This is a genomic window from Collimonas pratensis (genome assembly GCF_001584185.1).
GTDB classification, from domain to species: Bacteria; Pseudomonadota; Gammaproteobacteria; order Burkholderiales; family Burkholderiaceae_D; genus Collimonas; species Collimonas pratensis.
In genome coordinates this window covers 202,249-223,082 of the sequence record NZ_CP013234.1, presented here as the reverse complement: position 1 = coordinate 223,082, position 20,834 = coordinate 202,249, and the positions used below count along the sequence as shown (strand labels likewise).

Sequence of the window (20,834 nt, the reverse complement as noted above, 5' to 3'; positions counted from 1 at the left end):
CCTTTCACAGACATGAAATTAAGACAGTGCCACCGCTCAGCCCTGCGCTGCCACCACGAAAGGCGCGGTCTCGCTGCGGAATTCGACCACATCCGGCAAGACCCAGAACGGCTTGTAATTGCCCTTGTGGACGATGCGGTAAGTGCCGCCCGGATTACCCGGCTCGACCTCCCAGGTCACGGTCGCGCTCTTGCAATTGATGCACAGGACGCCGGTCGGATTCCACTGGATGCGGGTACCCCATTTGTCATCACGGCGGTACTCTTGCCAGCTGCCGTCGGCTGCCTGCTTTTCGATCACCAGGAAAGTGTCGTTGCGGCGCAGGCGGTTCATCGGATGGCCGCTGACGAATTCAGCAGTAACGACCTGATGCGTGTTGTTGAACGAATTTTCCTGATGGATGGCCGGCGCCGTCAGCACGCTGCCGATCACGCGGAACAATGGAATGCCGTCCCAGGCTACCGGCGCCGGCATGTTTTCTTCCGGCGTATCGGCGGCAGTCACCAGCGCCGTCAGCGGATCGTCCGCGGCCGGCTGCGCCACTGGCGCCCGCGGCGGCGGCGCGGCATTGTCTTTCAGATTGACTGCCAGCATGTCGAGCGCCTGCGTCACGGCCGGCTGGCTCCATTTTCCCCAATCGGTATAACCGGATTCGTACTGCTTAGCGTCATACTCTTCCGGCGTCACCAGGTAACCGGCAAAGCCGCCCACTTCCAGGCTCGGACTTTCGCCATACAGGTAGCCCAGCGCCAGCACGTTCTTGATGTCGCCCGCGTCCAAGGTCGCTGTCAGCGCCCGGCGGATGCGATAGCCGGTCATGACAGGGAGTTCAAACGGCGCCACCGCCATGTACAGCGAACCCAGCTTCAGCAGATGCATTTCGGTATCCACCGCGGGCAGCGCTGCAATCACGTCCTTGCGTCCCTGGCAAGTGCGCAGCTCAGGCGTCAAGGTTGCCAGGGAAGCGTCGAGATGCAGGGCATAATGCGCCACCACCTTGAGGATGTCGGACAGCACGGGGATCTGCAACCCGATGCCGAGAATGCCGGCCAGCGACAGCGAATTGTCGGCGCCTTCGGCTGCCAGCGGTGTGCCCAGGTCTTCGGTACTGCCGGCGGCAAATGCAGCGCCCCAGGCCGGCGCGCAGGTACGTTGCGCGCCCGGCGAACTGCCGTTGCTGCCGGTGCCGCGGGTGTATTTCTCATCGACCAGGATGTTATGCAGGGCCACGCTCTGGTAGCGGTAATTCAAGCCCTGCCTGGCCGCTGCAAGGCCATCGTCCACCGGCACCGCGCCGGGCGATGTCAGCATGGTATAGGCCTTGCCATAGAGGCGTTCGCCGATTTCCTTCATGCTGTCGAAAGGCGTGTCTTTGACGCCGCGCTTGCAACCCCATTGGTGATGGCTAAACAACTGCCGGTCGGTGCAGATATCGAAATTCACATTACTGGTGACATCGCCCGGATTGGTCTGCGCAAAGGCAGCGATAAAACGCGGATCGCCGCTCTTCTTTCCCTGGTTCATCTGATCTTCCAGGCGCCGTGCGGCATAGCCATAGCTGTCGCCAGTGACGTAGCTGAAGCCGTCATCGACCATATTGGTCGGATGGGTGGCGAAGAAAGTCAGGGCGCCTACCGCAGCACCGCCGCGCACGAAAGTCAGTTGTGTCATCAAGGGATCGATGCCGGCCTCGCCGACAATTTTCCTGTCATCGGCGTTATCGAGCTTATACGCCTCGATGGAACGGTTGCGGCTGACCGTATTCAGCTCTCCCCTGCTGATATTGATCGTCGTAACGGCCTTGTTTTGATCGGCGTTGATTATCGCTTGCAGGATGCCGGCGACCTGGGCCTTGAACAGCTTGGGGCGGTCGGTATCACCATTAGGCGGCGCGCCATGAGTGTGGATCGCCACCATCACCAGGTTTTCGGCCGAGAACCTGGAAGCGAAGCCTTTCATTCCGGCCAGTTCCTGCAGCACGACATCCCTCACCGACGCGCCCGGCAAGCCGGCCTCGACCACCACAAACAGGACCTCATTGCCGCCGGTCCTGGCGTCGGTGTCCTTGATCAGGAAGGCCCTGGCGCTCAGCCGCGACTGCAGACCGTTGAATCCTGGCGCCACCGCCCAGGCATTGCTGGAGTCGCCCATGGCGACTGCCGTGACATCGCCGCTGCCCAGTCCCACGATGTAATCGTGCGCCGCTGCATAGTGCGCGGCCGACAGCAACATCAAGGCTGCCATGGATTGACTGACTACTTGCCGTAAATTCACTTTCGTCTCCTTTAGATAGGCATCGGCTCTGGGCCGATAGTGTTCGCATGAAAATCTGCTTTTCTGCTTCCTTTATCATTTCGCGGGTGTTCCGGCCGCTGCCACCACGCCCGACAACGAGAACAGCGCCAGCTTCGCCGGTCCGGCTGCGGGCACTTTGGCCAAGGCAGTAATGGCATCGTCACCGCTGGCGCGCGACTGCGTAAAATGGCGGCCGCCGTCGCTGCTGTGCAACAGGGTGCCGCCCATGCCGGCGGCGACCAGTTCGCTCGCGCCGAGCCGGGCGATATCGGTCAGCGACTGCGTGGTGCCGGAAGTTACCGCCTGCCAGCTCTTGCCGTCGTCGCTGCTGCGGGTGATGTGGCCGCGCATGCCTACCGCCACCACGGTGTTCACGCCATTGTCGGAAAATGCCACGGCGCTCCACAGCGAACCTTTCTCGCCGGTGTCGATCACGTCCCAGTGCTTGCCGCCGTCGTCCGAGCGGAACACCGTGCCGGCCTCGGCGGTAATCAACAAGGTACCGCTGGGCGTCGCCAGAATCCGGTACAGGTGGCGGTCGGCGGCGTCGCCGCTGCTCAGCTTCAGCTCGTTCCAGCTCAGTCCGCCGTCCGCAGTGCTCAGCGCCATACCGAACAAACCCACTGCCAGGCCATTGTTGGCATCGCCGAACCAGATCGACAGGATCGGCTGTTCCTGACCGTACTGCTGCCGCAACAGTTGCCAGGTTTCGCCGCCGTCGCTGGTTTTCAGGACCACGCCGTCATGGCCGGCGGCCCAGCCGGTGCTACGGTCGATGAAAAATACCGAGGTCAGCATGGTGCGGGTCGGCACGCTACGCGCCTGACGATAGGTGCTGCCGTCGTCGGACAGCAGGATGACGCCGTGATCGCCGACTGCCACGATCCGGCTGCCCTCTCCTTCGCCGGCAGTGGCGGCAGCCAGCAGCGGGCTGCTGCTGGCCTGCGGGCGGATTTGCGCGGGCCTCTTGGTCGGCCAGTCGGACGCGGCCTGGTCGGCGGCGTGCGCGCCCTGGCTGAACAGCGCCAGCGTCAGGAAAGCAAGCGTCAGCAGGCTGCCGCAGCGGACCGTCTTTTCATTGAAAGCTGTTGATGCTGGAAACATGGATATCCTCAATGAGCAGCAAAAGATGGCGTACGCAGCCTGCCCGCGCGGCGCGGAAACAGACTCTCCAGCACCACCGCGAAAGCCGGCAGCAAGGTCACCGCCATCACCATGTTGACCAGGAACATGAAGGTCAGCAGCTTGCCCATGTCGGCCTGGAATTGCAGCGGCGAAAACGACCAGGTGGCCACGCCGATCGACAGCGTCAATGCCGTAAACACGGTCGCCACGCCGGTTTCGTGCAAGGTGCGTTCAAGCGCGCTGCTGATATCGAGACCTGCGCCCAGGTGCAGCTGCAGACGGTTGTAGATATAAAAAGCGTAATCGACGCCGATGCCGGTGGCCAGCACCATCACCGGCAAGGTTGCGACCGTCAGGCCGATATTCAGGTCTTTCATGAACCAATAGCCGAGCCAGGTGGCGACCGTCAACGGCAGGCAGCAAGCCAGCATCGCACGCCAGTCGCGGTAGGCTAGCAGCACCAGCAGCAGGATGGCGCCGTAGACATACAGCATCATCGGCAGCTCGCTGCGCTCCAGCACTTCGTTGGTGGCGGCCTGGACGCCGGCATTGCCGCTGGCCAGGCGGATTTTCACGCCGCTCAGCTGGTTGCTGCCGCGGAATGCCTCGACCGCGGCCACCACGCCTTTAATGGTGGTGGCTTTATGATCGCTGAGGTAGAGGTTGACACCTTGGGCTCGGCAATCGGATGAGGAAAAGCCATGCAGCTGGTTGTTGGCGCTGCCGAACTGCGAGCCGAGGCCGCGGGCGTCGCGCGTGATGGTGTTCATTTTCGGATTTCCTTCATTGAGGCCGGCATTCACGCCCTTCAGCACATCAGCCACCGAACGCACCGACAACACGCCCGGCACACCATTCATCTGCTGCGCAAAATCATCCATGAACAGCTGCGCATCGGGCCGCGCGCAGGCGTCCAACTGGCCGGCCGGCGCCACTTCAAACACTACCGTCAGCCAATCCAGGCCGACATCAAAACGGGCAGTGATGTCGGCCGCGTCGCGATTGAAGCGCGCTTCCGGCCGCAGCTCGGCGGCGCCGGCTTGCAAGCTGCCGACATGGCGACCCTGGCTTTGCCAGACCGCGACGCCAAACAAGGCGGTTCCCAACGCCACCACGATCCAGGCATTACGCGGCCGCGCCACCAATGCCAGCCAGCTAAGCCAGCGGCTATGCTGCTCGCGGCGGCCGATGGCGCGCTGCGCATATTCGCGGGAAAAACTGAAATACGAGGCGGCCAGCGGCAGCATCACCAGGTTAGTGACGATCTTGTAGCCCACCCCTATCGATGCCGCAATCGCCAGTTCACGGATCATGGGGATCGGAATCAGGGTCAGCGTGATGAAACTGATGAAGGCCGTCACCAGCGCCAGCGTGCCCGGTATCAGCAGCCCGGTAAAGCTGTGCCGCGCGGCCTGTTCTGTATTTTTACCATCGGCGATTTCACGGACGATGAAATTGATCTGCTGCACGCCGTGCGAAACGCCGATGGCGAACACCAGGAACGGCACCAGGATCGCCAAGGGATCGAGACCGAAACCGAGCAGCCGCAAAGTGCCGAACTGCCACACCAGCGAACTGAGCGAGCAAGCCAGCGGCAGCAGGGTCAGACGCAGCGAGCGGCAATACCAGTACACCGACAAAGCCGTCAGCAGCAAGGCGACGCCGAAGAACAGCATGACCTTGCTGGCTTCCTCGCCGATATCGCCGATGGCCTTGGCGAAGCCGATGATCTGGATTTCGACGTCGGCGTTTTCAAACTGCTTGCGCACCTTGTTTTCCAGCAGCTGGTTGAAGGCACGGTAGTCCAGCGGCTGGCCGGTTTGCGGATCGCTGTCCTGCAGTTCGGCCAGCACCATGGCGCTGGTCTGGTCGCGCGACACCAGGCTGCCGAGATAGCCGCCGGCGGCGACGCGCTCGCGGATATCGGCGATCACCTGTGGATTAAGCTTGTCGGGAATGATATCGCCGCCGGTGATCGGCAGCGCTTTGAAGCCTTCCTCCGTGATTTCGGTGAAAAAAACATTGGGAGTCCAGAGCGACGTGACGCTGCTGCGATCCACGCCTTGCAGATAATTCACGGCCTCGGTCACGCCCAGCAACTGCCGCAGCACCGGCGGATTCCAGATGCTGCCGTGGCGCGCATGCACCACTACAATCAGGCGGTTGGCGCCGAACAGCGCCTCGCGATACTGATTGAAGGTCTTGATGTACTCATGCTGCTGCGGCAGGGTCTTTTCAAACCCGGCCGACATGCGCAAACCCAGCGCCAGCACCGCCATGCATGCGGTGAATACGGCAAAGGCCAGCAGCACCGCCAGGCGCCGCTTGAACAGAACGGATTCCAGCCGGGCCACCATGCGCAGCAGCCGGCTGTCTGGCGGAACATGTTGCGTTGAACCACTCATGCTTGCTTCCAATCCCTGGTCAGAACGACGTCGTGAAACTGAAGGTGGCGAAGTCGCGGTCGCGCATCAGGTTGGACTGACCGCCGCCATAGTTGTGGGTGTAGTCGACACGCATCTTGGTGGCCGGCTTGGTCTTGAAATCGATGGTCAACCCGACTACCACCGCGCCGGCGCCTTGCACGAAGCCAGGCAAGGCGCTGGCCGCGACGCCGGAGACGCCGTACGACAGCGACAAGTCCGGCGCATAGGAAGCCTGGCCGCCAAAGGCTGCCGGATAGTTGACGCCGATCTGCGCCACCAGGCCGCTCGACAGCTTGGTCGGCACGCGGTAATCGGACGTCACCGAATACGGAATCCCCTGGTTGAGATCGAGATCCGGATAGTAGGCCGCCGCCAGCTCGGAAGTGAACGAGCCCTCGGTCGCGCCCAGCGCCCGCAGCAGGCCGCCAAAGGTCCCGCCCGGCGTGAAAATGTTGAGGGCGGTCAGGTGGAACTGGTATTTCTTCTGATCGACGGCGCCGCGGCAGACGTAGCCGGTGGGGCGGTAGTTGCCCGGGTTGAGATCGGCATTGCAATAATATGGATTGGCCGGGTTGGCGACGATGGTCGGGTCGATCGGGACGCTTTCCTTCGGCCGGAACGACAGCTCGGTGCCGAATGCCCAGTCGCCGGCACGGGTATTGTAGGAGACGCCGAACAGGTTACGGTCTTCGGCATAGTCCAGAAAGATATCCTGCCAGCCGAAGGGGTTGGCGGTACTGCCCTGGTTGACGCGGATGCTGGCGAACGGGATCTTGTCGTGATAGCGCACGTAATAAAACGTCAGCTCATCGCCGCTGTCCGGAAAGGTATAGCGCGTCGACAAGCCGAACTGGCCGCTGTTCCTTGGATTGTGATCGGGACCGCGCGGGATCACGCTGCCGGTATGCAGCAGCGCGCCATACAAGGGATTGAGATTGGGATCGGCCAGCTCGCCCGCCGTCAACTGGCGGTTGAACGGCTGCCCGGTGCTGGGATTGACGCCGACGATACGGGTGCCGGTATCGCCCACGGTACCCGGCGGAAAGGTCAGGCCGGTGGCGGTGTTGACCAGCGAGGTCGGCAGGAAGGCGCCGCTGGAACCGGCGCCGACCACATCGCTGGTGGAAAAGAAGGTGCCGACCGGATCGAATTCATAACCATTCCAGCGAGTCTGGTAGTAACCCTCCACGCTCAGCCCCTTCGCCACTTCGGCGTTGAGCGACAGGATCGGCGCCGGCCGGAAGATTTCCTTGAGCTGGACTCCGGGGCTGTGTGCACGCCGGACGTCAATCGAATTGATGGAATTGATCCCGCCTGGGATGAAAATATCCTCGCCCCAGCTGATCACCTGGTTGCCGACCCGCAGCCGCATCGGATGCTGGTCGATCTCGAATTCCTTGTTGACGTAGGCATCCAGCAAACGGATGTCGTGCACCGCATGGCTGCGTGCATCAGGCTGCAGGTCGGCGTAGCTGGTGTGGTCGGCGGCGAAGTCGTAGGACCAGGCTGCGCGCATCAGGCCGCTCCAGCCGTCCGGCGCCTTCAGGTAAAGGTCGTGCACGCCGCGCACGGTGGCCGAGAACACCTGCCCGCTCTTGTAGTTGAGATTACCGTTGTCCTGATTGAGCCGGGTCAGGTCGTAGGATTGGTTGAAGTTGACCGGATCTCGGCGCGCGATATCGACCTGGCCGCTGCCGGCGCAGCCGCCGTTGTCCTGGCCGATAAAAGTACAGTTGGGGCTGGAGGTGCGAACGCCGACGCCGAACGACACCGAGGAATCGAAACTACCGCTCAAGCCATTGCCAAGATCGAACTGCTCCGCCATGGCCGAGTGGCTGAACACCGTCGAACTGCCCCATACCAATGCCACCGCCACACCCGGCCTGAAACTGGATAGCCGGTCCTTGCCCTTCTTGTTCGCCATCTTCTTCATTCCTGCCTCTCCCCGAGAAGTGAATCAACTGTGCGATTTATTATCGGCAGCGGCCAGCCATGTGGCCGCTGCCGTGCAGACGGTGATCAGCGCGTGGCAAAACGGCGCAGGCCGTCGGGCTCGAACATGGATTCCTTGACCCTGCCGTCGCGGCCGGCCAGCCAGTCCGATTGCTTTTGCCCGGCCGGAATCCGTTCGGCGATGTAGCGTCCCATTGACAGGTCGTGGCTGGCATAGGCTTCCTGCACGCAGGCCGGCAGTTCGGTCGCCATCACCACGCCGCTTTCCATCACGCGCTGGACCTTGCCTTGGCCGTCATACAAGTCCTGCACCAGGATTTGCCAGGAATCTTCATCCAGATAAAACGTCCGTTTGGGGAAGGTGTGGCGCGCGCCCTGCTTGACGGTAGCTTCGATCTCCCATACGCGATGGGTTTCGTAGCGCGCCATGTCGCGGTTGAGGAAGGTCGGCTGCACCACGTCGCCGATCTTGGCCTGCACCGAATTGATCTTGTTCCAGTTGTAGGGAACGATCATTTCCTTCTTGCCGACCAGCTTGTAGTCGTAGCGGTCGAGCGGGCCGTTGTACATGGTGTACTGGTCGATGGTCTCCAGGTTTTCATCGTTGATGATGGGCGCATCGTAGGCATAGGTCGGGGCGCGGCGCACCCGGCGCTGGCTGGCGAAATACAGCCAGATGTCGTTCGGCTTGCCGATATAAGCGTGCGACAGGGTGACGTCGCCGGCGAACTGGGCCGGCGCAATGTACGGACTCAGGTAGAGCGACTCGACGCCCTTGGCGCCGGCGATGTTGTTGTTCTTCGGTTCCGACAGCGGGAACATGATGTAGTCTTCCTGCACCAGCGGCTGGCCGATGTCGCTGCCGCCTTTCGGCGGCACCACCGTGGAGTAGGCCCAGGTCAGGCCTTCGCCCTGGTAGCGCATCTTGAAGTTCCACATGGCTTCGACGCCGCTGGCCGGCATCGGGAAAGGATAGCCGGCAGTCTTGGCTTCCGCCAGTTCGTAGCCGTTGGCGGCCAGCTTGGCGAAGCCGACATTTTCCTTGCTGCGCTGGTAGACCACCTCTGGATAACCGCAGGAACGGTGCGTTGGATAGACATCCACCCGATAGCCCTTGATACTCTTGATCAGCTGCACCTGCCCGGGCGACAGCTTGGCGGCATATTTATCGACATTGGCGGCGTTGATCGAATACAGCGCCTTGTCGCCGGCATAAGGATCGGGGCGCGGCTGGCCGGCTTTGTAGCCGGCTGGCGGAGTGACGTCGCCACCGCTCCAGGCTGGAATCACGCCATCCTTGCTGCCGGCTTTCTCGGCGCCTACCGGAGTCAGCTCGGCGCCCAGTTTTGAGGCTTGCTGCGCCCATACCAGCGGCGCCAGCAGGCAAGCGATGGCCAGCATCAGCAGCGATGCCTTCGGTTTGATAGTGTGCGCTTTCATTGTTATATCTCCTCGCAGGTCACATCACAAAATGAAAAAATAGTCAGATATTCTTGTTCAGCACGTGCAACGCATTTCAAGCAGCGGCAGGGTCAGCGCAGCAGCAATTTCATCATGAAGCGGAAGGTCTTTCCATAGGGCGGCTTGAACAAAGACATGCCGTTGAGCGCCGACTGCCGGAACACCGGCTTCATCTTCGACAGCGCCTGGAAGCCGTGTTCGCCGTGATAGGCGCCCATGCCGCTGGCGCCGACGCCGCCGAAGGGCAGATCGTCCTGCGCAATATGCAGCAAGGTGTCGTTGATAGAGACGCCGCCGCTCACGGTATTGCGCATCACCTGGGCTATGTTTGTGCGGCTCTTTTCAAACAGATACAGAGCCAGCGGACGCGGATGGGCATTCACGTATGCAATGGCCTGCTCGAGCGAGTCATACGGCAGCAGCGGCAGGATCGGGCCGAAAATCTCTTCCTGCATGACTCGCATGTCGTCGTTCACGCCAGTCAGGAGTACGGGAGACAAGCGCCGCGAAACGGTATCCGATCCCGCGTTCGACAGCGGCAGCAGCTGCGCGCCAAGCTGGCCGGCTTCATCCATCAGCGATTGCAGACGTTCGAAATGACGCGGGCTGACGATGCTGGTGTAGTCAAGATTGCCTGCCAGATCCGGGTACAGCTCCGCAAAGATGCGTTGGGCGGTATCTGCAAAGCGTTGCAGCTTGTCTTTCGGCAGCAGAACATAATCCGGGGCAATGCAGGTTTGCCCGGCGTTGAGCAGCTTGCCGACCAGGATGCGCTCCACCGCTTTGTCGAAATCAGCCTCGGGGCCGATGATGGCGGGCGATTTTCCGCCCAGCTCCAGCGTCACCGGCGTCAGGTGCTCGCTGGCGGCGCGCATCACCTGGCGGCCAACCGCGGTGGAGCCGGTGAACAGCAAGTGGTCGAACGGCAGATTCGAGAATTCGCGCGCGACCTCTGCATCGCCATTGACCACGGCAATCTCATCCGCCGTAAAACTGGCGGCGATCAGCCTTGCAAACAAGTCGGCGAAACGCGGCGTGTATTCCGATTGCTTGAGCATGATGCGATTGCCCGCCGCCAGCGCCGCGGTCATCGGTCCTATCGCGAGCAACAAGGGATAATTCCACGGCGCCACGATGCCCACCACGCCCAGCGGCTGCGGCATCAGGGTTGATGCCGCCGGCTTGAACCAGAAACCGGTGGCGCGCTTGTGTACGCGCATCCAGCGCTTGCCGTGGCGCAGCGCATGGGCGATGCCTTCGACCGAGGGAAACACCTCGGCCAGTTCCGTTTCCTGGCTGGCACGGTTGCTGAAATCTGCGGAAATGGCCTTGGCGAAGGCCTCGCGGTTATTCATCACCAGCGCGCGCAGCCGTTGCAGACGGTCCGCCCGGAGCGCCCAGTCCGACGCCGGAAACTGCCGGCTGGCGGCATGCATGGTATCAAAAACAGACCGTAGTTCAAGCATGGCTGGCAATCTCAACATTGATGGTCTTGGTCGATGAATCGCTATCCGGGCGCGGCCCCGGATCGGAGGATCCCAGCACCGGCCAGTAATCGACAATCCGGCCCTGGCGCAGGATGACCAGGGCGCCGAACTGCAGCATCACGGCTTCGCTTTGAGTCGGCCGCAGGAACACATAGTCGTCCGGCGCCAGCGCCGTCGCCGCCGAGCCGTTGACGAACTGCTGGTTGGTGCTGTAGCCCATCATCGGGTGCTCCAGCAAGCCGCGCGGGGACTCGTAGCGCGCCAGCCAATGGCCGCCGTACAGGAAGTAGGTGCGGCGCCGGTTCGGATTCCACCAGGCGCCCAGCTTGCCGACCCAGTCGGTCCCCGGAATCGTAGTGCCATCCAGCTTCTTCAGCACGGGGGTGGCGATGAACATGGCCGGCTGATGGCCGGCCAGCAGGCCGAGATCGAAATCGGCGGGCTTGACCAGAGCGGAGCCCACCGATACGTCATTGATCAACGATTGTTTTTCGTAGAGCCGGTACGACATGCTGCCGCCGGCGTTCAGTGTGAGGCCAGAATCCAGCAGCCTGGGATAGGCGCTGGCCGCAACATCCTTGAGCGCCTGATAACGTTGCATCACCTTTTCATGCAGCTGGGCTGGCGTACCGAAGATGCGCGGCAGCTTGGCCACATGCGGCTCATAGCCCATGAAGCCGCCCAACGTCAGCTGCGCCGGATTGCGTTCGATCATGTCCAACATGCTCAGCAGCACCTGCTCCTGCGCCACGCCGCCCCGATGCAAACCGACGTCCAGCTCGATATTGATGCGCATGCGCAGGCCGCGCTCTTGCGCCAGCGCGAGATACTGGGCCAGGCGTTGCGGGGTATCGATCAGCCATTGCAACTGCCTGGCCGGATCGAAGCTGCCGCGCAGCTGATCGTAGAATGCGGCGGCGGCGCGCACCGGCATCGGCTTGCCGAGCAGGATATCGGCCTGCGGGAAACGCTTTGCTTCTTCGCTCAGGAAGGGTTGATGGAAAGCCATCAGGCGGTTGCTGCCGGCTGCCTTCATCACATAGTCAAGCAGAGGCAGCGAAGGCAGCGACTTGGCGACGATCCGCAGCGACTTTCCTGGCGCCAGCGCTTGCCGCACCATGGCCAGATTCTGGTCCAGGCGGTCAAGGTCGATCAGCAGGCATGGGTGCGCCGGGCCGTGCCTGCGCAATTCGGCATTGATCGCCGAAAAATAGAGGTCATGCGGCGCGCCGGTGTCTGTGGGCCAAAACGGTACTGGCATCATGCCTCCCCTGCCATGGTAAACAGGTGACGCCGCATCGCCGGAGCAAAGCGCAGCAGCACGCACAGGACGGCAAGCATGCACAGGATCAGCATGACCACTGCCTGTTGCCAGCCCAAGAGGTTCTTGACCCGTTCGAACAGCACTGTCATTGCCAGCACACCGGCATTGCCGACCGTCCAGAACAGTCCGGCTGCCATGCCGGCATGCGCTTTTGGCACAGCTTCGTCGATCACAGTCAGCGACAAGGGCAGCAGCGGCAGCCAAAAAAAGCCGAGCAGCGCGCCGCAGGCGATGCCCCAGGCGACGCTGCCGGCGGCGAACAAGGGATACAGCAGCAACACCGAAGGCAGCAAGCAAGCCGTGATCATGCCAAGCACGCTGCCGGACCTGGCGGCCAGCGCGGGAATCACCATGGCGCCGACGATCCCCCCTGCCACTACCGCCGCCATGGCGAAACCGGCGTCGTCGATGCCGAAGCCGCGCCCGCTCCATACCGCCTCCAGCCAGGTGGTGGCGGCATTGAAGCAGCCTTGTATCAGGAAGCTGGCGACCAGGATCACCAGCAAGGCGATATTGCCTCTGACTTTCAGCGCTGCCTGATGTTTTTCCCGGACGCCCGGCGTGGCGTATTGCCGTTGGCGGATAAACAAGATGGTCAGCAGGAAAAGCAGGAAGGCGGCAGCGGCGTGGATCGCCATCGAGCCGGCCAGATGGAAGGCAGCGAACAGCGCGGGCGATGCCGTCATGGCCAGCGCCAGCCCGGCAAAGATGGCGATCGCGCAGATGCCCGTGATCTTGGCTTCGTCGCGTGCCTCGAACCAGTCCGAGGCCAGCACCGTAATCGGCGTGACGATGAAAGGAATGGCGACCGCAATGCCGGTCTGCGCCAGCAGCAGCAGCCAGAAGTTATCGATCACGCGCAGCAGGCTGCAGGCAGCCATCACGCCGGTTCCTATCAGCAGCGACAGGCGGTAGCCGCGGCGGTCGATCAGGCTGCCGGCCAGCGCCGACACCAGGATGCTCATCACCGGAAACACCAGGATCAACAGGCTGGCGGACAATTCGCTGACGCCGTAGTGCTCCGAGACGAAGGTCAGTATCGGCGCGAAATCGTACCAGAACACCTGGGTCATGATCAACGCGGCGCAGAAGATGGCCAGGACTCCCCAGCGCCGCCACGGTGAAATTTGCACGCCGTCCATGTTTTCCTTAGGCTCCAAAATAACGTTTCAGCAACGGGTTGAGGAAGATGCCGGCCGGATCGGTCCGCTGGCGCAGCGCCATGAAATCATCCCAGCGCGGATACAGGCCGGCTAGCTGGCCGGCGCCGAGATTGTGCATCTTGCCCCAGTGCGGACGGCCGCCATGGTTGAGGAATATGGCCTCGGCCGCGCGAAAATACGCATCATGCTCCATGCCCACATACTGGTGCACCGAAATCGATGCGGAATCGCGGCCGTAGAATGGCGACAGCCAGATATCGTCGCCCTTGACGTAACGGTATTCGACAGGGAAATGTACCAGCACCTTATTCTTTTCGATATAGGCAACCAGCTCGCGCAATGCTTCCGGTCCGCGTTCGGCAGGCAGCTCGTACTCCATCTCATTGAAACGCACCAGGCGCTCGGTGGAAAAAGCACGATGGCAGTCGGCCACCATCACCGGGGCCTTGTCGCCGACCAGCTTGCCGATCAGCCGCGCGACCCCCGGCGCACGCGCCGGCTTGGCCCTGACCAGGCGCGACAACAGGCCGAAGACGCCGTTTTCGAGCGCCATTTCCATCGCGCTCGTCAAACCCTGGTTAGAAACATTGGCCTCAGTCTGATTCATCAGCTTGGCGACGGTCTTGCGGGTATGCGGGAACCAGTAGAATTCGAAATGGCGATTGCTTTGCGCCAGGGCGGGTGCGCGCTCGAGACAGTCGTCCAGGTCCATGGTTTGCTTGACCAGCTCGAGCCGGTAGGCGGGTACGACGTCGATCTTGATTTTCGCCATGATGCCCAGGCTGCCCATCGCCACCCGCGCCGCGGCGAACAGGTCCGCTTCCTGCGCCGGCGAACACTCGACCGATTCGCCGTCCGGCATCACCAGCGTCATCGCCCGCACCTGGGTCGAGATCGAACCCAGCCCGATCCCGGTGCCGTGGGTTCCGGTGCCGACCGCGCCGGCCAGGGACTGCTTGTTGATATCGCCCAGGTTCAGCATGCCGTGGCCGCTTGCGCTCAGCTGCTCGCCCAGGGTCTTCAGATCGGTGCCGGCCCAGACCTCAGCCACTCCCGCATCGACCGCGTTAACGCCGCTCATGTTGCGCAGCGAAAGCAGGGCGCCGCCGGTCTCTACCAGCGGTACGAAGGAATGGCCGCTGCCCACCACGCGCAAGGATTGCCCCGAGGCGACGGTAGTCCGCACTACCGATTTCAATTCTTCCATGGAGCCGGGGGAGGAATACCGCGCCGGCGAAAACTGCACCGATCCGGACCAGTTACGCCAATCTGTCCGCCGTTCTTGAGGCACCAAAATTGCTTGATCCAAACCACGCTCCTGTATAAAGATTGCAGCTGCACTACTTTCGGCTGTATGCCTGTCGCCGTGCATATGGAAACGGCAACGGATATCGACTTATTGCTTATTTATTGCTTATTTATTGTTTGTTCGGCATCGCAAAACCGCTTGCCGCACAGATGTCAATTTCGCTTCCGGCCAGTCTCATGCGGGCTTTTTTTTGATGTAACATATTCGAAATAATTATATGTACTCAGTACTGGTGATGACAGGACCGCTACAGCAAATATGGGAACATATCCGGCCAAAATGAACGATCCGAAAACGTCATCCTCAGAATTTCCGTGCAATTGAGACGAGGAGTCGGCGCATGCGCTACAGCAAAGGCAATGGCGTGACGAGTGAGGACAAAGCGTCCATTACTCCCAACATCGCCCTGGCCCTGACACAGGTTCTTTCCGAAAACGGCATCGCGCCGGCCCGCATGCTGGCCCGTTTCGGACTGGCCGTGAGCGACCTGGAAGATCCCTCCTTCCGGCTCTCGCACCGCCAGACCGGCGGCATGATCGCCCACGCCATCAGTCTTTTACCGGCATTGCCGCTCGGCCTGCTGGTGGGTGGCAAGCAGACCGTCAGCTCCCTTGGCATGGTCGGCTTTGCGATGATGACTTCCGCCACGTTCGGCGAAGCCATTGCGCATTGCCTGAAGTATCACAAGGAGGGCGGCACTATGGTCGACATCGATTTCACCGCGACCGAACAGGAATGCACTGCCGTCTTTAGTAATCCAGGCGATAGCGCGATCACCGCTTTCCTGGTGGAAGAAGTCACCGCCCATCTGATGAACATAGGGCAAGCCATGCTGGGCACGCGCGCACTGCTGCAGCGCATGGAGTTCCAGTATCCGGCGCCGCCCTATGCCGCGCATTACCGGCAGCTGTTCAATTGCCCCATGCAATTCTCGGCGCCGCGCAATTGCATCGTCGTCGACGCCTCCCTGTTCGCTGTGCCGCTGGCCACGCATAATCCACTGGCGCAGCGCCAGGCGCTGGAACACTTGCAGCGCATGGCCATGCGCGACCCCGATACGCCGGACCTGATCGAGTCGATTGAAAGCGCATTCCGCCGCAACTGGGCCTCGCCGCCGAACATGGCCGAAATCGCCGGCAGCCTGAACCTGACGGAACGGACTTTACGCCGCCACCTCGACCAGTGCGGTATGTCGTTTCAGCAGATACGCGCGCAGATGCAGGAGCGGCGGGCCAGGAACTTGCTCGCGACCCGCCAATTGACGCAGAGTGAAATTGCAGAACAGCTCGGCTTCACCGATGTCAGGAGTTTCCGCCGCGCCTTCAAGGCATGGACCGGCGAAACCCCGGGCGATTACCGCAGCAATCACAGCGCATCAAGTTACCAGTGAAGTTCAAACACCGGGCGGCATGACGCCGTCAGGAATCCGGGAGTAAGATAGCCGCTTCTTCCCGGAGGATTACCGCATGCCGCATTCCTTGCCTCGCCTGCTCGGCAGCTTATTGCTGAGCGCCGCATTTTCCGCTGCTGTCGCACAGACGCTTCCCGCCGCCCCCACTTACGGCCCCGAACTGCAGGGCTTCGACTACCCCTACGAACTGAAGCATTACGCCTTCGAATCGCAAGGCCGGCAGCTGCAGATGGGTTATATGGATGTCGCCGCAAGCGGCGTCGCCAACGGCCGCACCGTGCTGCTCATGCATGGCAAGAATTTTTGCGGCGCTACCTGGGAACAGACCATCAAGGCCTTGAGCACGGCCGGCTACCGGGTAGTGGCGCCGGACCAGATCGGCTTCTGCACGTCGAGCAAACCCGAGCATTACCAGTATTCCTTCCAGCAGCTCGCCATCAATACCCATGCTTTGCTGGAACAGCTGGGCATCCATAAGGCCGTCATTGTCGGCCATTCCACCGGCGGCATGCTGGCCACCCGCTACGCTCTGCTATATCCGGAACAGACGACTCAGCTGGTGATGGTCAACCCGATCGGGCTGGAAGACTGGAAAGCACTCGGGGTGCCTTACCGCACGGTCGACCAGTGGTACCAGCGCGAATTGAAGCTGAGCGCCGACGGCCTGCGCAAATACGAACAGAGCACCTATTACGTCGGCCGCTGGAAACCGGAATACGAACGCTGGGTGACCATGCTGGCGGGCCTCAACCAGGGACCGGGCCATGCGCTAGTGGCGTGGAACTCGGCGCTGATCTACGACATGATCTTTACCCAACCGGTGGTCTATGAATTCAAGGATCTCAGCGTGCCTACCCTGCTGCTGATCGGCGACGCCGACACCACCGCCATCGGCAGCGATGCGGCGCTCGCGGCGGTAAAGGCGAAAATCGGCCGCTACAACGTGCTGGGCAAGCAAGCCGCCAAGCAGATCCCGCAAGCGACGCTGGTCGAGTTTGCCGGCCTCGGGCATGCGCCGCAGATGGAGCAGCCAGCCGAGTTCCACAAAGCGCTGCTGACGTGGCTCGCCGCGCACTGAGCCATTTTTACGGATTACCCTGCACCGATTTATCGACATTGATGCGCGCCAGGTAGCCCGCCGGTACCTGGCCCAGCACCACGCTGTAGTTGAGCTCGGCGATGCCGTCCCGGATCTCCAGGTCCTGGTCGAGATAGAAAGTTGCAGCGTCGTCCAGCTGCGCAATCTGCTTGCCACCGCGATAAATCGTCAACGGCTTGCCGGATGGCTGGCCGGAAATGCGCCATTGCAGTGTGATGCTGCGCGCCTCGCTGTCGGCCTTGGCGCTCAGTTGTCGCACGCTTGGTTGCCCTAACAACGGGACGCCGTCGATGCGGTAACTGGCGGCATCCGGCTTGACGCCAAGATGCGCCAGCACGGTCGGCACGATATCGGCCTGCGTGGCGTTGCCGTACAAACCATCGAAAGCCATGTCCGCCGGATCTTTGAATGGTGAACTGAGCTGCGCATTGGCTTCCTTGTTGATGGCGATGAAGGTGGTTTTTTCGCTCAGGGTCTGGCCGCCATGGCCGAAGCCGCCCGGCAGGCTGCGGCCATGGTCCGGCGTGACCATGATGAGCCAGTCTTCATCCGGATGCTCTTGCCGACGCCGCTCCAGCGCCACCAGCAATTGTCCGATCCTGGTATCGGTCTCCTGGATCGCCGCCTGATAGGCGGGTGTAAACCCGACAGCGTGGCCGACATTGTCGACGTCGTCGAAGTGCGCAAATACAAAATCGAAATTGCCGAAGCGCAGCAGGCCGCTGGTCTTGTCGGCCACGCATTGATCGTCTTCGCTGCATTTCTCGGCATGGCTGATGTACCTCAGGTTGATATCGCGGGCAAAATTATTGTTGATGGTGTTCCAGCTGACGATGCTGGCGCTGCGGCGCTTCGGATCGGCATCCTTGATCAGTTTGAATACGCTGTCGGCCTGGCTGCGCAACTTGTCGTCGTTGGACGCGACCTTGTGCCGGTTGACCCAGGCGCCGGTCAGGACCGTGGTCCAGCTGGCGCCGCTGGAGGTGGCTTGTTCCGTGACGCTGCCGACGATGCCGCCGCCATAAGTCTTGGCGAGCTGGAATCTCGCCAGATTCGGCGCCTGCCCGGCCGCAATGGCTTCCTGCAGTTTTTCGTACTGCACGCCATCGACGCCGATCACCAGCGCCTTGCGCTTGCTGTAATCGACAAGCGGCGGCGAGTCGACCACGACTTCCTCGCCGCCGCCGCAACCGTACAACAGGGTTGCGGCCGACAACGCCAAGGCCAGGCATTTTCCACGACTATTCACTGTAAGCATGCTTCCTCCAATATGGAAACGTCCCGTGATTATCAAGACGTTAATATTGTTAAAAAGCTTACAGTGTCATGGCCGAATGCTTCACCAGCATGACTTGCGCATGACGTAATGATGACAAAAAAGCATGCAGATTACCGGTGATCGAGCAATGCCTTCATCTCGATCAGCTGCGGCGCCTGGCCCGGCGCCACGACATAGGCCGATTGCGCCGGCAAGCGGACGCCATCGCTCAGGGAGCGCGGCCGGCGGTCGAAATTGACGGCCACCGTGGTGCCATCGGCAAAAGTCGAACGCTGCAGTTCCCGATCCAGCGACAACACCTCAAAATCGGTCATCGCCTGGGTAAACAAGCGCTGATGCAAAGGCCGGAACACCTTGTCGTAGGCGGCGATCAGGGGCAGGTCGCGCGCCAGCACGGCGTCGTTGAGGTGATACAGCGGCGGCACCATGTACAGCAGCTGCATCAATGCAGTGGCGTCGCGTTCGTTGGAAAATTTCAATGAGCCGTATTCCCAATGATGAGTGGTCACGATACTGTCGTGCAGCGCAATTTCATAGAGCGGCAGGCGGAACTGCGGGGACCGGACAAAGCGCGCGATCTCGGCTTTCAGCGGCACCGCCTTGAAGTACATGTCCGGCGTTTCCGGCGGCCAGTAGCCGCCGCGGAAATAGGGCGTCGACTTGTCTTTCATGGCCGCATCCATCCAGGCAAAAGGCTGGGTCAGCATGCCGTGGGCAAAAGCGATCTGCGGCGCGTAAAAAGCCAGGCCGCCTTCGCTGCCGGTAACCAGGCCCAGGGCCTTGGCCGGATACAGCAGGCGCCGCCGGCGCGCCTCCGCGTCTTGCTGCTGGCTGGTCTCGCGCCCTGGCGTGTAGTCATCGTATTCCGGACCGACGGCGTCGACATCGAGAAAGTAGCTGTTCAGACGGCCGGCCTGCGCCACCGCCTTGATGCGTTGCTGCGCATACGATTCCACCGCCCGCGCGTTGACATACACGCCGCGCTCGCCGAACCCGGTCACTTCCTTCTGCTGCTTGTCCCGGTAGCCTGCCGCGGCCAGCTCATTGCCCATTTGTGCGGTTGACCAGGTGTTGGCCAAGTCCGCACGGTGGGCGCTGCCGTAGCTGTCGTAGACCGCCACCAGATAACCGGCAGCCTCGGCAGCGGCCACCGCCTGAGGATGCCATAAGGCGTCTTGCCAGTCGGCCGCGCCCAGCCAGGCGCGGCTGAGGCCGGCCTGCTTGAGTGCCGCCACCGTGTCGCCCGACAGGCCGCCGCCCCAGCCCGCTGGCGGCGCAAGCATCGGACCGAAGGCCGTGCTCAGGGCCTGCCGCGCCGATTGCGCCCACAGCACGTCGGCCGCCGGATCGTGCTTGCCCGGCAAAGGCTGTACCGGAGTTGCCGGCAAAGCCTGCTGCAGGCCTTGATTGATCGCCCGGATCAGCTCTTGTTGCCGCCATTTCTCGACATAGCCACTGCTGCCGGCAGCCGTCTTGAACGCTGCGTCAAAACTGGCTTGTGCTGCAGCATCGAAGCTTTGCCACAGGCGGCCGGCGAGATGTGCCGGATCAGCCTTATGCTGCTGAAACAAGCGAACGAACGCCGCCCATTGCCGTACGTCGCCGGCCTTCAGCAGGCCGCCGCCCCACAGATAGATATGCGGCGCCCCGCCCAGCTTGGCTATCGCCGGCAGGGCGGCGATCTTGTCCGTCAGGCTGAGGAAATTGCCGCTGGCCTGCAACCAGCTGCGATAGCTGCGCGCACCTGCCAGCGGATCTTTGGCGCCGACCGCAAAGCGCACGGTATAGGGCGCATCGGGAGCCAGGGTCGTGAATTCATGGGACAGCGCCGGCAGCGGCCTGCCGCCCGCTTGCGCAACGCTGAATTGCGTATTGAAGGGTGTCTCGACAATCCAGGTGACCGAACGGTCGGCACGCAGCTCGGTCCAGAACGACATCGACAGCGCTTCATGGATGGGCGCCGGCTCGTAGCGGCGCAGCAGCCAGCCGAGCCAGGCCGGATCGTCGGCCGGCACATAACTGCCTTCGCCGAACGGCATGGCGTAAGCCTCGATCGCCGCTGGATCGGCGGTGCGCGGCCAGTCCAGCGTGGCCGGACGGTCGGAACGGACCGACAAGCGCAACGCATCGCCATCCATCCCAGCGACCACCGAGAAATGATAGGAGCCGGTATCGATGCGCCAGCGGTGGCCTGACTGATCGCTCACTTTGGCGGCAGGGAAGGCGGCCGCCGCCAAGGGAATGCTGGCCGCGCCGGCGGGCCGCATCGACACCGCCAGGGTCGCCGGATCAACGATGAATTCGCCAAACGAAGCGCTCAGGGTGACCGGCGCGCTGCCGGCCGCCTGCACGGAAATGGCAGCCAGCATCAAGGCAGCGCCCGATACGAAACGAGAAAAGAAGAAGTTTTTTTTCATGGCGATCGGATGAGTGCGGGAAAAAGGAAAAATTCATTATTCCCGCATTGCACATTTCGATTGTCAGAGGAATGACAGGAATGCC

13 protein-coding genes are annotated in these 20,834 nt (G+C 61.9%); 2 read left to right on the top strand and 11 right to left on the bottom strand.

Annotation, left to right across the window (positions count from 1 at the left end):
- Window positions 1-36 precede the first annotated feature (36 nt).
- From CPter91_RS01015 to CPter91_RS00975, 9 genes are all read right to left on the bottom strand, one after another.
- Entirely contained in the window at window positions 37-2,274 is a 2,238-nt protein-coding gene (locus CPter91_RS01015; protein WP_150119591.1) for a neutral/alkaline non-lysosomal ceramidase N-terminal domain-containing protein, read from the bottom strand.
- Between the two features lie 75 nt (window positions 2,275-2,349).
- Entirely contained in the window at window positions 2,350-3,399 is a 1,050-nt protein-coding gene (locus CPter91_RS01010) for a WD40/YVTN/BNR-like repeat-containing protein (protein ID WP_099047148.1), read from the bottom strand.
- An 8-nt stretch (window positions 3,400-3,407) separates the two neighbouring features.
- Complete coding sequence (locus CPter91_RS01005; RefSeq protein WP_061935786.1) at window positions 3,408-5,825, bottom strand: efflux RND transporter permease subunit; 2,418 nt, start codon at window positions 5,823-5,825, stop codon at window positions 3,408-3,410.
- Window positions 5,826-5,844: 19 nt separating this feature from the next.
- Complete coding sequence (locus CPter91_RS01000) at window positions 5,845-7,779, bottom strand: DUF1302 domain-containing protein (RefSeq protein ID WP_061935783.1); 1,935 nt, start codon at window positions 7,777-7,779, stop codon at window positions 5,845-5,847.
- 86 nt (window positions 7,780-7,865) lie between these two features.
- Window positions 7,866-9,239, bottom strand: a complete 1,374-nt coding sequence (locus CPter91_RS00995) for a DUF1329 domain-containing protein (protein WP_061935780.1) — start codon at window positions 9,237-9,239, stop codon at window positions 7,866-7,868.
- Window positions 9,240-9,331: 92 nt separating this feature from the next.
- Complete coding sequence (locus tag CPter91_RS00990) at window positions 9,332-10,744, bottom strand: coniferyl aldehyde dehydrogenase (RefSeq protein WP_061935776.1); 1,413 nt, start codon at window positions 10,742-10,744, stop codon at window positions 9,332-9,334.
- Entirely contained in the window at window positions 10,719-12,011 is a 1,293-nt protein-coding gene (locus CPter91_RS00985) for a DSD1 family PLP-dependent enzyme (RefSeq protein WP_082792513.1), read from the bottom strand. Before CPter91_RS00985 ends, CPter91_RS00990 begins: the two co-directional genes overlap by 26 nt.
- The gene (locus CPter91_RS00980) at window positions 12,008-13,213 is read right to left on the bottom strand and encodes an MFS transporter (RefSeq protein ID WP_061935773.1); all 1,206 of its coding nucleotides are present in this window, start codon (window positions 13,211-13,213) and stop codon (window positions 12,008-12,010) included. The genes CPter91_RS00985 and CPter91_RS00980 overlap by 4 nt, the downstream gene beginning before the upstream one ends.
- 7 nt (window positions 13,214-13,220) lie before the next feature.
- Entirely contained in the window at window positions 13,221-14,525 is a 1,305-nt protein-coding gene (locus tag CPter91_RS00975; RefSeq protein WP_417924870.1) for a D-arabinono-1,4-lactone oxidase, read from the bottom strand.
- Window positions 14,526-14,883: 358 nt separating this feature from the next.
- Here CPter91_RS00975 and CPter91_RS00970 point away from each other — a divergent pair, with 358 nt between their 5' ends.
- Window positions 14,884-15,933, top strand: a complete 1,050-nt coding sequence (locus CPter91_RS00970; RefSeq protein ID WP_061935771.1) for an AraC family transcriptional regulator — start codon at window positions 14,884-14,886, stop codon at window positions 15,931-15,933.
- Between the two features lie 76 nt (window positions 15,934-16,009).
- Entirely contained in the window at window positions 16,010-17,032 is a 1,023-nt protein-coding gene (locus CPter91_RS00965) for an alpha/beta fold hydrolase (protein WP_061935769.1), read from the top strand.
- Window positions 17,033-17,039: 7 nt separating this feature from the next.
- Here CPter91_RS00965 and CPter91_RS00960 read toward each other — a convergent pair whose 3' ends face one another.
- Complete coding sequence (locus CPter91_RS00960; protein ID WP_236905912.1) at window positions 17,040-18,311, bottom strand: alkaline phosphatase family protein; 1,272 nt, start codon at window positions 18,309-18,311, stop codon at window positions 17,040-17,042.
- A 131-nt stretch (window positions 18,312-18,442) separates the two neighbouring features.
- Window positions 18,443-20,749 (bottom strand): glycoside hydrolase, encoded by a 2,307-nt coding sequence (locus CPter91_RS00955; protein ID WP_082792511.1) that lies wholly within the window; start codon window positions 20,747-20,749, stop codon window positions 18,443-18,445.
- Window positions 20,750-20,834 lie beyond the last annotated feature (85 nt).

Excerpts from the sequence above, each read along its gene's own strand:
- CPter91_RS00980 (WP_061935773.1), bottom strand. The coding sequence starts at position 13,213 with ATGGACGGCGTGCAAATTTCACCGTGGCGGCGCTGGGGAGTCCTGGCC.
- CPter91_RS01005 (WP_061935786.1), bottom strand. The coding sequence starts at position 5,825 with ATGAGTGGTTCAACGCAACATGTTCCGCCAGACAGCCGGCTGCTGCGC.
- CPter91_RS00970 (WP_061935771.1), top strand. The coding sequence starts at position 14,884 with ATGCGCTACAGCAAAGGCAATGGCGTGACGAGTGAGGACAAAGCGTCC.
- CPter91_RS01000 (WP_061935783.1), bottom strand. The coding sequence starts at position 7,779 with ATGAAGAAGATGGCGAACAAGAAGGGCAAGGACCGGCTATCCAGTTTC.
- CPter91_RS01010 (WP_099047148.1), bottom strand. The coding sequence starts at position 3,399 with ATGTTTCCAGCATCAACAGCTTTCAATGAAAAGACGGTCCGCTGCGGC.
- CPter91_RS00965 (WP_061935769.1), top strand. The coding sequence starts at position 16,010 with ATGCCGCATTCCTTGCCTCGCCTGCTCGGCAGCTTATTGCTGAGCGCC.
- CPter91_RS00960 (WP_236905912.1), bottom strand. The coding sequence starts at position 18,311 with ATGCTTACAGTGAATAGTCGTGGAAAATGCCTGGCCTTGGCGTTGTCG.
- CPter91_RS00995 (WP_061935780.1), bottom strand. The coding sequence starts at position 9,239 with ATGAAAGCGCACACTATCAAACCGAAGGCATCGCTGCTGATGCTGGCC.
- CPter91_RS00985 (WP_082792513.1), bottom strand. The coding sequence starts at position 12,011 with ATGATGCCAGTACCGTTTTGGCCCACAGACACCGGCGCGCCGCATGAC.
- CPter91_RS00955 (WP_082792511.1), bottom strand. The coding sequence starts at position 20,749 with ATGAAAAAAAACTTCTTCTTTTCTCGTTTCGTATCGGGCGCTGCCTTG.
- CPter91_RS00990 (WP_061935776.1), bottom strand. The coding sequence starts at position 10,744 with ATGTTGAGATTGCCAGCCATGCTTGAACTACGGTCTGTTTTTGATACC.